This is a genomic window from Piscirickettsia salmonis LF-89 = ATCC VR-1361 (assembly GCF_000297215.2).
GTDB lineage: Bacteria > Pseudomonadota > Gammaproteobacteria > Piscirickettsiales > Piscirickettsiaceae > Piscirickettsia > Piscirickettsia salmonis.
Genome location: NZ_AMFF02000058.1, coordinates 2,136 through 14,010 on the forward strand (window position 1 = coordinate 2,136; position 11,875 = coordinate 14,010).

Below are 11,875 nucleotides of genomic sequence, written 5' to 3' on the forward strand. Positions count from 1 at the left end.
GCTAGGAGAAAAACCAAGTGCTCTAGCAATTGATCTGAGCGAGTCTCCCTCTGATAACCGTTGTTCGATATAAAAACGATCTTTTTCATTTAAGTGCCGATAAACCATCTCTACCCTCTAAGTCAAAAGGCGAACTAGAGAGTTTATCTGTATGAATATGAACTCTCTACTGAGTGTTGCACTTCAGATGACGGAGGGCGAAGTCATAAAAAATTAACCATTGCTACTTTTTTAAAGTCAAAGATAGCGATTGATCCTGTGAATATTATTCTAAAAAATACAGTGAATATACTTTCTCATCGATCAGGTCTATTGAAATCAAAATCATATGAAGTGGCTATGCCATACTTGCTAGAATGTAAAAAATTATTAGAGATAAGCGAGCAAGATTGGGAGGTTATGTTGGCGATACAGTATGGTTTTGGTAAATTTCATCCAGAGCATGAGCATCAAACCTTTAAGTTTTATGAGCAATATATGGATAAACATGATGGCCGCCTTGATGGCTTGAACCTGACCGTTCAACCCCAATAAATTAGAGATGGTTAAAAAGTATTAATTTTTAATATTAATTAATATATTAAATTTATAAATAATTATGATTATTTATATTAGAAAATAAATATTAGTATACATCAAGATAGTTTTCCTCATTTAACATTGGGGCTATAGTGAGTTAATTTTTAATGGAGATATATTATGAGTCAAGATGTTTTCGTATCTAGATTGCTTGCTTATTTACATTCAGAGCACCAATTTTTTGGTGGGCAAACATACGATAAAGACGATAATGTGGTTCAAGAGGGCTATCAAGAATGTGAGCCTGCGCAGTCAAATCGTATAGGTGAGTACTGGAGTTTTCTGGGGCATGATTTGAATGGTAAGGATAGAGATTGGCCATGGTCTGCTGCTTTTATTTCATTTATGTTGCAATTAAGTGGTACTGAAAAATTTTTTAGAGGTTCGATTCGGCATGCTGATTATATGAATCAAGCGATACGTGATCGCGATAATTCAATGGTGCTTTATAACGGCTTGAAGGTGAATGAAAAGGAAGTAAAAGTGGGTGATATACTAGGTTATGGCAGGGCAGGTGCTGGCGTGAGCTATGATAATGCGCTTGCTACAGGGCGTTATACTTCTCATTGTGATATTGTAATTTCCGTGACTGATCAGGAAATTATCGTTATTGGTGGCAATGTTGGCGATTCTGTAACAGCCCGGCCTTATATTTTATCTAATGGAAAATTAGATGAAAGTAGACGACCTTGGATAACTCATATGAGTTTAAATCATGTTATTTCAGAAATGATCTATTAAGAAGTGTGAAGTTTTTTTAAATCTATTTAATTTTAGTTAAAGGTAAAGGGTTATTTGGATAATCGCTGATGAGTGGCTCCTTTGACCCAGTCACTTTAAGTGAAACATATTTTTATTTTGACATGTCTTAATTTATATATTGTATATATTAAGAATGTCACTTTTTAAATAAATTTTTTATAAAAATATATAACATGTTTGATTAGCTTTAATGTTTGTTAATTAGATTATATTTTTTGTTTGCTGGTTTGGCTGTGATCAGTAGGTTTTACCCTGCCTGTTTATTTTTTTCAATATAAAATTTAGGTGAAATTAGTAATGTTTGACTTTAAGAAAGATTTTTTTAAGGATCAGTTTGAAAAATACCCTGAACTGTTAGCATTTTTATCGTCGAATGTTGACGCCACAGCTGATTATTATTTAGGGCCAATGACGGCTTGGATGGATGAGCTTTATGCGGCAGCGGCTGAATATTTACCAGATGCTCAAGCATTAGAGTTGCCATTACCGATTCAAGAGCTGTTAGAGTATGCAACAGCAGATAAGCGCAGTCTAGAACTAGAGCGTACAATGTTATCGTTGATGTCTGCTTATTCTATTGCTTTTGGTAATTATCTTTTTTTTGCCTTATCGCCGGTTGTCTCTGGCGAGAAAGTGAGCCAGGATCAATTAAAGCACTTATCTGAGTTATACAATTATGCAGAATATAAGCCTGTAGTTGATCTTGAATTAGTCATTGGTGATTTAGGAAAAATTAGGCCACTGCGTCAATATATCCGCGCAGAAGAAGGGATAGAGGCCGAAGATCCAGATCAATTTATTACAGCCTTACTGCAAAAAGGTCAAGCCGTTTGCGCTAAATATTTGCCTTCGATAGCTAATCTAAGCCCAGAAGTATTTTCTGAGCTTGCTAAAATTAATACCGGTTTTCAGTTTGGCCATTTTGCCCACGCAGAGTCTACAGAACGTGAATTAGCTAAATTAAAGCAGGTGATTGATGAGCATGGTGCAGACTATTTATCATTGAATATGTTAGTGCAATGCCTAGATGTCGCCGGCGCGGCGGCTCATAATGGCGGCAGACTTTTATTAAATCAGGCAATGACCGAATCTTATTTGGATTTTCTTTTACCGATATTAATGTTGTTAAAAGATCAGACACCTGAGAGGGTTTATGAGATTTATTTGAAAGAAAGAATGGAGCAGTGTGAGTTAGGTGTTGACCAGTTAGCGTCTTTGACAACGGATGAGCGTGTGCTTGGCCGGCTGCTTTGCATGCTGCGAATGACTGAGCCAGCACCTGCACAGGAATTAAATCAAGCCTTTATACAACTTAAGAATACCCCTGAATTTATAGATAACCTTGAGACTCTAACTCTGTATGAAGCAGATCCTCGCTTGCAAACACCGGCTTATATGTCGCCATTGTTGGTTGCTTTAACAGAGTCGGCAGAGGTTGCTGAATTAGCGAGAAATCAGGGTAAAATTCCTCAAGAAATGGCTTTGAATATCGGTCTAAGGATTATTGCCTGTTGCTTAAAAGAGCATTATGCACGGATTCAAGCGGGTGAAGTAAGCCAAGAGATTCCTATTAGTTTTAATGATCTTACGCGCTTCATAAAAGAGGACGCCTCAGCATTGGAATGCTTGATGTTGCCTGTATTTGATGGCTTGGTTCCCAATCATGTTGAGAGTCAGCCAGGTAGGAAGCCGTCTCTTGCTATATGCCTGCAGTTATCAAGCGCTTTGAAGCATATTAATGGAATTCAAAAAAAGTTACTCCATTCTTTGGATCTTGCACGTCAGCGTAGTTTAGATAATGCTTTTACTGCAATCGAATTTGGTGTTCGTACCGCTATATCAGCAGAAGCGAGTATAAAAGTTTTACAAAGCTTGCAAAACGAGGTTCAGCGATTGGTTTGTGAGCCTTCTTTAGAGAGTACTGTTGTTAGATTAAAGCTAGAAGAGTGTATAAGCTATTGTAAGCAGTATATGCTCAATGCTATAGAAACCGCGATTATAAATAAAGCAGAAGGGTGTGGCTTTGATCTTGGTATTGGTGGTAGTCGGCACCGAATTACATTGCCTGATGGTCAGGAAAAGCAAGTGCCAGAACGAGTGGCTTTGATCATGGAAATGATTCAAGATGCTGGTTTGAGTGTAGATGCGAAACTAGGCTTCATTAAGGAATTGAAAGCGACTGCAACGGCAGGGCACCGTTCTAGTACATGTTTCTTCTTTGGTAGAACACAAACGTCGACCAATACCTTCTTGGCTAATCTGGAGTGTGGTTAAGTCTCCTCTAACTAAAAAATAAAAAAATTAGTCACTGTTCGTCATTGTTTGGAGTGTAGAAACAGCGATGATTTAAGTTTTTCTATTGCTTTTTGTATTGAATTTACGTAGAATCTTTGAAATTTTATTCGTTGAAAAGCCGCGGAGGGTTCCTGATGCGTATCACTCAAGAAGCATTGACTTTTGATGATGTCTTGCTTGTTCCTGCTCACTCTGAAGTCCTGCCTAATCAAGTTCAATTGCATACTCAATTAACGCGTAATATTCGACTAAATATTCCACTAGTCTCTGCCGCTATGGATACGGTGACTGAGGGACGTATGGCGATTGCTATGGCGCAAGAAGGGGGTCTTGGCATTGTCCATAAAAATATGTCGATTGAAGAGCAAGCGCAGCAGATCCGCATGGTAAAAAAATATGAAAGCGGTATTGTTAAAGATCCAATCACCGCAACGCCTGAGACGACAGTACGGCGTTTATTAGAGCTGACTAAACAGCATGGTATTTCTGGTGTTCCTGTTTTGCAAGATAATCAACTGGTTGGTATTGTCACCAGTCGTGATGTGCGTTTTGAGACGAATCATGACCAGCCGATTGCCAATATCATGACGCCAAAAGAGCGTTTGGTGACCGCAGGTGAAGGGGCAAGCCGTGAAGAGGTGCATGCATTATTGCACCAACACCGTTTGGAAAAGATCCTGGTTGTTAATGATAGTTTTGAGCTAAAGGGCCTAATTACGGTTACAGATATGATGAAAGCTCAGGAAAACCCATTGGCCTGTAAAGATGATTTAGGTCGCTTACGGGTTGGTGCAGCGGTGGGTGCTGGAGGAGACGCGGCTGAGCGTGTTGCAGCCTTAGTTGATGCTGGTGTTGACCTGATCGTAGTCGATACGGCGCATGGTCACTCACAAGGAGTGCTTGATCGTGTAACTTGGGTGAAGCAACACTACCCAGCGGTGGATGTGATTGGTGGTAATATTGCCACCGCTGAGGCAGCAAAGGCTTTAGTTGCAGCAGGTGCGGATGGGGTGAAAGTCGGTATCGGTCCCGGTTCGATTTGTACTACACGTGTGGTCGCAGGTGTGGGCGTGCCGCAGATTAGTGCCGTTGCCAATGTTGCTGAGGCGCTAAAAGGCACGGGTGTCGGTGTGATTGCTGATGGTGGCGTGCGCTATTCGGGTGATATTTGCAAGGCAATTGCTGCTGGTGCTGATTGTATTATGGTCGGAGGCTTATTGGCTGGAACCGAAGAAGCGCCAGGTGAAGCCGTATTGTTTCAGGGGCGTTCTTATAAGTCGTATCGAGGGATGGGATCACTTGGAGCCATGAGCCAGGGTTCGAGTGATCGTTATTTTCAAGACGGTAGTGCGACAGATAAGCTAGTACCAGAAGGCATTGAGGGACGTGTGGACTATAAAGGCGTGATGCGCAGCGTTGTACACCAGTTAATGGGCGGTCTGCGTTCAGGTATGGGTTATGTGGGTTGTGCGAATATCCAGATTATGAAAAATAAAGCTGAATTTGTACGTATTACCGGGGCTGGCATGCGCGAAAGCCATGTCCATGATGTTACTGTGACTAAAGAGCCGCCGAATTATCAAGCACGTTAAGGCCGTGTCTCTTGTTGGCTTTATTGTCTTTGTTTATAGAGTAAAATATTTTAGCTTAAGGTATAAAAATGGCGCAAGATATTCATGCTGATCGGATTTTAATTTTAGATTTTGGCTCTCAGTATACCCAGCTTATCGCCCGCCGTGTACGTGAGCTAGGGGTCTATTGTGAGTTGTTGCCCTTTGATGTGGATACTCAGCGGATTCGTGACTTTCAGCCCACGGGGGTTATTTTATCAGGCGGACCTGAGTCAGTGCACGATATGGACGCGAGTGTGCGGGCGCCAGCAATCGTTTTTGAATTAGATTGCCCTGTGTTGGGCATCTGCTATGGCATGCAAACGATCGCTGAGCAATTTGGTGGTAAGGTGGTCGCTTGCGATAAGAGTGAGTTTGGCTATGCGGAAACGCAGATTATCGCGCCTTCTTTGTTATTAGATGGTATTGAAGATCGCATTAATCATGAGGATCAAGGTGTGCTGGATGTCTGGATGAGCCATGGTGATCATGTGAGTGTGTTGCCAGAGGGTTTTAAACTAGTGGCATCCTCTAAGAATGCACCGATTGCGGTGATGGCCGATGAGTCGCGTCACTATTATGGTATACAGTTTCATCCTGAAGTCACTCATACGCGTCAAGGCGCGCGTATTCTAGAGCGTTTTGTGCGTGAGATTTGCGGGTGCCAGGCCTTGTGGACGCCGGGTAAAATTATTGAGGACTCGATTGCCCAGGTGCGTGAGCAAGTGGGTGAAGATGAAGTCATTTTAGCCCTATCTGGGGGGGTTGACTCATCGGTAGTTGCCTCTTTGTTGCATCAGGCGATTGGCGATAAACTCACCTGTATTTTTGTTGATACTGGCTTATTGCGTCTTAATGAAGGCGATGATGTGATGCGCATGTTTGCTGAGCATTTTGGCATTCGGGTGACGCGTGTTAATGCTGAAGCGCGTTATTTAACTGCATTAGCAGGTGTTAGTGATCCTGAGCAAAAACGTAAGGTGATCGGTCGTTTATTTGTTGAAATTTTTGATGAGGAAGCAGCAAAATTAACCCATGCTAAATGGTTAGCGCAAGGGACGATTTATCCGGATGTGATCGAGTCTGCAGGCGCGGCGTCAGGTAAAGCCCATGTGATTAAATCCCATCATAATGTTGGTGGTTTACCCGAAGACATGAAATTAGACTTGGTTGAGCCACTGCGTGAATTATTTAAAGATGAAGTACGAAAAATTGGTTTAGAATTAGGTTTGCCTTATGAGATGGTCTATCGCCATCCGTTTCCAGGACCGGGCCTTGGTGTGCGTATTTTAGGTGAAGTTAAAAAAGAATATGCAGATTTATTGCGTTTAGCTGACCATATTTTTATTGAAGAGTTACGAGCAGCGGGTTGGTATGAGAAAACCAGTCAGGCCTTTACGGTCTTTTTGCCAGTGAAGTCAGTCGGCGTGGTTGGTGATGGTCGGCGTTATGAATGGGTGGTGTCACTGCGAGCGGTAGAAACTGTTGATTTTATGACGGCACATTGGGCAGAGCTGCCTTACGAGTTGCTTGGGCGAGTTTCTAATCGCATCATCAATGAGATTTCGGGAATCTCACGAGTGGTCTATGATGTTTCTGGTAAGCCACCGGCGACGATTGAATGGGAATAGTGTATAATGGCGCTCTTTAAAAAGGGCGCTTTTTTGTTATATGAAGAATGACCGTGATGAATATTGGATGCAGCGTGCTTTAGCTAATGCGGCGCGTGCAGAATGTCTGGGTGAGGTCCCGGTGGGGGCGGTGGTTGTGGTTGGTGATGAGTGTATTGCTGAGAGCTATAACACGCCGATACGCTCACAAGAGCCGACCGCGCATGCTGAAATTCAAGCCTTAAAGCTTGCTGCCAGTCGTTTAGGTAATTACCGCCTTGATCAGGCTGAGTTATACGTGACCTTAGAACCGTGTATGATGTGTACTGGGGCGATGATTCATGCGCGTATTCAGCGTTTGGTGTTTGGCGCTTATGATCCGAAAACGGGTATTATTTGCAGTGCAGCACAATTGTTGAATGCGCCGTATCATAATCATCAGGTTGATTACTGTGGTGGCGTATTAGAAAAAGCGTGTGCACAGCAATTAAAACATTTTTTTAAGCGTCGTCGTCTTGAAAATCATGCAAATCGCCACCATCAATAACAGCAAATACAAATAGCTAAACCTAAATTTAAATTTAAACCTAAAACCTAGTGACTTTATTTAAGTGACTTTTAATATAAAGAAGGGTTAATAACGATGTTAACATTACGTGGTATGCCTGCTTATTCTAGCTTTTCGCTGCAAAAGTTGCTTAATAAAATCCAAGCTGTTGTGCCAGAAGTTTCTGAACTTTATAGTGAATATGTGTATTTTGTTGATGTAAATAGAGAGTTGGCAGCCGATGAGAAAAACAGTTTAAACTCACTGTTGCACTATGGTGAAATGGCCCCAGTACTGTCGCCGCAAGGTGAACTTCTTGTGGTGATTCCACGTCCAGGGACGATTTCATCTTGGTCGTCTAAAGCGACGGATATTATTCATAATTCAGGCTTAATTGATATTCAACGTGTTGAGCGTGGTCTGGCGTTTTATGTGCAAACTAAAGAGGGTCATGTACTGTCAGCAAGGCAAAAAAATCATATTAAAAGCTTAGCCCATGATCGCATGATGCAAGTGGTGATTGATCGTTTTCTTGATGCTGGGGTTTTATTTGCCAAAGAGTCGCCACGGCCATTAGGCCATATTGATTTATTAAATCAAGGTCGTCAGGCGTTAGCACAGGCGAATCAGAGCTTAGGTTTGGCTCTGGATGAGAATGAAATTGATTATTTATGTAAAAAATTTATTGAGTTAGAACGTAATCCGACCGATGCTGAGCTGATGATGTTTGCCCAGGTTAATTCTGAGCACTGTCGCCATAAAATCTTCCGTGCCAGTTGGACCATTGATGGAGAGAAAAAGCCGCATTCACTATTTGGCATGATTAAGTATACGCATGAAAGTCATCCTGAATGGACCTTAAGTGCGTATCATGATAATGCGGCGGTGATTGAAGGCTATGAAGGGGTGCGTTTTTTCCCTGAGACCAGCAGTCATCTTTATACGAAAAGTTTAGAAACAACGCCGATTGTGATGAAAGTGGAGACGCATAATCATCCGACGGCTATTTCGCCGTATCCGGGGGCGGCAACTGGAGCAGGTGGTGAGATTCGTGATGAGGGGGCAACGGGACGCGGCGCTTTACCCAAAGCCGGTTTGGCTGGCTTTTCCGTATCGAACTTAAATATTCCAGGTTTTGCTCAGCCGTGGGAGCAATCGTATGGTAAGCCAGAACATATTGCGTCAGCCTTGGATATTATGATTGAAGCACCATTAGGTGCTGCGGCATTTAATAACGAATTTGGCCGACCGAATTTATGTGGTTATTTTAGAACCTATGAAAACCAATATTTAACGCATGAAGGCATAGAAGTGCGTGGTTATCACAAGCCCATCATGCTCGCCGGTGGGATTGGGGTGATTCGTCAAGAGCACATAGAGAAAAAGCGTTTTGCCCCTGGGACAAAGATTATTGTGTTAGGTGGCCCTGCCATGTTAATTGGTTTAGGCGGTGGCGCGGTATCATCGATGAATCAGTCAGATAGCAATACTGAATTAGATTTCGCCTCGGTGCAGCGTGATAATGCTGAAATGGAGCGGCGTGCGCAAGAATTGATTAATCAATGTTGGGGCCTTGGTGAGAAAAATCCGATTTTGGCGATTCATGATGTGGGTGCGGGTGGTTTATCGAATGCGGTGCCTGAATTAGTTGCTGATGCTGGATTGGGTGGACGCTTTGATTTACGTGCGATTCCAAATGATGAGCCAGGCATGTCACCCTTAGAAGTGTGGTGTAATGAAGCGCAAGAACGCTATGTTCTCGCCGTGTCAGAAGATGATTTGTATACCTTTAAGACGTTGGCTGAGCGTGAGCGTTGTGTGTATGCTGTGATTGGTGAGGCGACTGCAGAGCAACAGCTGGTGTTAACCGATAGTTTACTGGGTGAGCGCCCGGTGGATATTCCATTGAACTTGCTCTTTGGTTGTTCAGAGCAATTGGCACGTACAGCCGTGACTTATCGATCAGAGCAACTGGGTTTAGATACGGCAAGCTTGGATTTAGGTGAAGCCGTTGGCCGTGTTTTGCAATTGCCAGCGGTGGCGGATAAACGCTTTTTGATTACGATTGGTGATCGTTCGGTGACTGGGCTTGTGGCTCGTGACCAACTGGTCGGCCCGTGGCAGGTTGCCGTTGCTGATGTTGCGGTGACGGCGACGGACTATGAGGGTTATCATGGTGAAGCAATGGCAATGGGAGAGCGTGCCCCGGTGGCCTTAATTTCTCATGGAGCGTCTGCGCGCCTTGCTGTGGGTGAGGCGATCACTAATATTGCTGCCAGCAGTATTGAAGACTTATCACGGGTGAGATTATCCGCTAATTGGATGGCAGCCGCCGGTCACCCGGGTGAAGATGCTGGGTTGTATGAAGCGGTTGAGGCCATTGGTCGTGAGCTTTGTCCGGCGTTAGGAGTGTCGATTCCTGTTGGTAAAGACTCACTATCGATGAAAAGTGCTTGGCAAGAGGGTGATGAGAAAAAGTCAGTCACTGCACCGCTTTCTTTAGCCATTACGGCTGTGGCGCCCGTGACTGATATTCGTAAAACCTTAACGCCGGTACTCTGTAATCAAGGTGAGACAGATTTAATTTTAATTGATTTAGGCCATGGCAAGAACCGCTTAGGTGGTTCGGCATTGTGTCAGGTTTATAATAAAATTGGCGTAGATGCACCAGATTTGGATGATCCTGCGTATTTGCTGAACTTCTTTAAAGCGATTCAGGCATTAAACCAAGAAGGGTTACTGATGGCTTATCATGACCGTAGTGATGGTGGCTTATTGGTAACGGTTGCTGAAATGATGTTTGCCGGTCATGCGGGTGTAGATCTTTATTTAGATGCCTTAGGGCGTGATGCGATTGCTTCTTTATTTAATGAAGAGCTCGGGGCGGTGATACAGATTCCACATGATGAGATGGAGTTTGTGATGACGCGGCTTGCTGAGTTTGGTTTGGCTGACTGTTGTTATCATATTGGTGAGACGGCGAATCATGATCAATTGGTGATTTCTCATCATGCGGATGTGATTTTTGCTGAAAATCGTGTGAATTTACATCGTGCCTGGACTGAGACGAGTTACCGAATTCAGGAGATGCGTGATAATAGTGAATGTGCCTTAAGTGAATTTGATAGCTTACTTGAAGAAGATAACCCAGGCTTGTTTGTTGATCTGCCATTTGACCCTGAGGATGATGTGGCTGCCCCGATGATTGCAACGGGCGCTAAGCCGCAAGTGGCTATTTTGCGTGAGCAAGGGGTCAATAGCTATCGCGAAATGGCAGCTGCCTTTGATCGTGCTGGCTTTAGCGCGATTGATGTGCATATGAGTGATTTAATGGTAGGACGGACTGACTTAAAAGAGATGCATGGTTTGGCGGTGTGTGGTGGCTTTTCGTATGGTGATGTGTTAGGTGCTGGGCAAGGCTGGGCAAAGTCGATTTTATTCCATGATAAGGTGCGTGATGAGTTTAAAAACTTTTTTGAGCGTACCGATACGTTTAGCTTTGGTGCCTGTAATGGTTGTCAGATGTTATCAGGACTAAAAGAGTTGATTCCAGGGGCTGGGTTATGGCCTAGCTTTGTACGTAACCGTTCAGAGCAGTTTGAAGCACGCTTGGTGATGACCGAGGTGATGCCAAGTGCGTCGATCTTCTTTAAAGATATGGTCGGTGCGAAGATGCCGATTGTCGTCTCACATGGTGAAGGTCGTGCGCGCTTGAGTGATGAGTTGGGTGTGTCTAAATTGATAGAGCAGCAATTGATCAGCTTACGTTATATCGATCATAATGGTGGCGTGACAGAGCGTTATCCTTATAATCCAAATGGCTCTCCACAAGGGGTAACAGGCGTGTGTTCAGAAGATGGCCGAGTAATGATTATGATGCCACACCCAGAGCGGACCTTCCGTTCGGTACAAATGTCATGGTGCCCGCCAGAGTTGGCTGAGAATAGCCCGTGGATGCGTATGTTTCGTAATGCCCGTGTTTGGCTAGGCTAAATAAAATTAAGTTTGCATCGAGTCTTGTCTTAAATCTAGACAGTGGCTATTGATCTTTACTTTACGAATCGCCTTTAATACTTCAATACGTGCCAGCTTTTTCAGCTGGCCCCCTTGCTTTGCTAAGGTTTTCGCTTTTTCTATACAGCTGGTTTGATAAATCGGTGGAATATGATTAAGAGCTATTGCTGCAATGTCTTGTATACAGACCTTACAATGACAAAAATCCTCGAGCTGGTGCTTGATAATCTCATCAATTTCTTGGTAAACCAGTTGAATCGCTAGATTCTCGAGGTCTTCATCGGTATAGGGTAGGTATACAGTATCCATTGTCGAGTCTATCCTTGGGCTATGATTCTAGTTCTGTCGCATTATAATGTTCAGTATAGATGATTTCTTGCGCTGCGAGCCATGGAGTGCTAAGCACGGGGTGAGTAGGCCGAGGTAGGTTCGGGTTTTTAGCAGAGCGGAGTTGCGAA

Annotated in this window: 9 protein-coding genes; 7 read left to right on the plus strand and 2 right to left on the minus strand. The window is 43.4% G+C overall.

The window, feature by feature from the left end:
• On the minus strand, positions 1 to 108 hold a 108-nt coding region (locus tag C200_RS14905), incomplete at its 3' end, for a helix-turn-helix domain-containing protein (protein WP_016209941.1).
• A gap of 150 nt (positions 109 to 258) precedes the next feature.
• Here C200_RS14905 and C200_RS06010 point away from each other — a divergent pair.
• From C200_RS06010 to purL, 7 genes are all read left to right on the plus strand, one after another.
• Positions 259 to 534: a hypothetical protein gene (locus C200_RS06010; protein WP_016210742.1), complete on the plus strand. Its 276-nt coding sequence runs from the start codon at positions 259 to 261 to the stop codon at positions 532 to 534.
• 165 nt (positions 535 to 699) lie between these two features.
• Positions 700 to 1,320, plus strand: a complete 621-nt coding sequence (locus C200_RS06015) for a DUF2272 domain-containing protein (RefSeq protein ID WP_016210745.1) — start codon at positions 700 to 702, stop codon at positions 1,318 to 1,320.
• Positions 1,321 to 1,638: 318 nt separating this feature from the next.
• A complete protein-coding gene (locus C200_RS06020) occupies positions 1,639 to 3,615 on the plus strand; it encodes a DUF6829 domain-containing protein (RefSeq protein WP_016210737.1) in 1,977 nt (658 codons plus the stop codon).
• A 155-nt stretch (positions 3,616 to 3,770) separates the two neighbouring features.
• Positions 3,771 to 5,228 (plus strand): IMP dehydrogenase, encoded by a 1,458-nt coding sequence (gene guaB / locus C200_RS06025; RefSeq protein WP_016210739.1) that lies wholly within the window; start codon positions 3,771 to 3,773, stop codon positions 5,226 to 5,228.
• 68 nt (positions 5,229 to 5,296) lie between these two features.
• On the plus strand, positions 5,297 to 6,877 hold the full coding sequence (gene guaA / locus C200_RS06030) for a glutamine-hydrolyzing GMP synthase (RefSeq protein WP_016210743.1): 1,581 nt from the start codon (positions 5,297 to 5,299) through the stop codon (positions 6,875 to 6,877).
• Between the two features lie 40 nt (positions 6,878 to 6,917).
• Positions 6,918 to 7,403, plus strand: coding sequence for a tRNA adenosine(34) deaminase TadA (gene tadA / locus C200_RS06035; RefSeq protein WP_016210744.1), 486 nt, complete (start codon positions 6,918 to 6,920; stop codon positions 7,401 to 7,403).
• 96 nt (positions 7,404 to 7,499) lie between these two features.
• Complete coding sequence (gene purL / locus C200_RS06040; protein ID WP_016210746.1) at positions 7,500 to 11,396, plus strand: phosphoribosylformylglycinamidine synthase; 3,897 nt, start codon at positions 7,500 to 7,502, stop codon at positions 11,394 to 11,396.
• Positions 11,397 to 11,402: 6 nt separating this feature from the next.
• Here the strand turns inward: purL and C200_RS06045 are convergent, their stop codons facing one another.
• Positions 11,403 to 11,726, minus strand: a complete 324-nt coding sequence (locus C200_RS06045) for a late competence development ComFB family protein (protein ID WP_016210741.1) — start codon at positions 11,724 to 11,726, stop codon at positions 11,403 to 11,405.
• Positions 11,727 to 11,875: the final 149 nt, after the last annotated feature.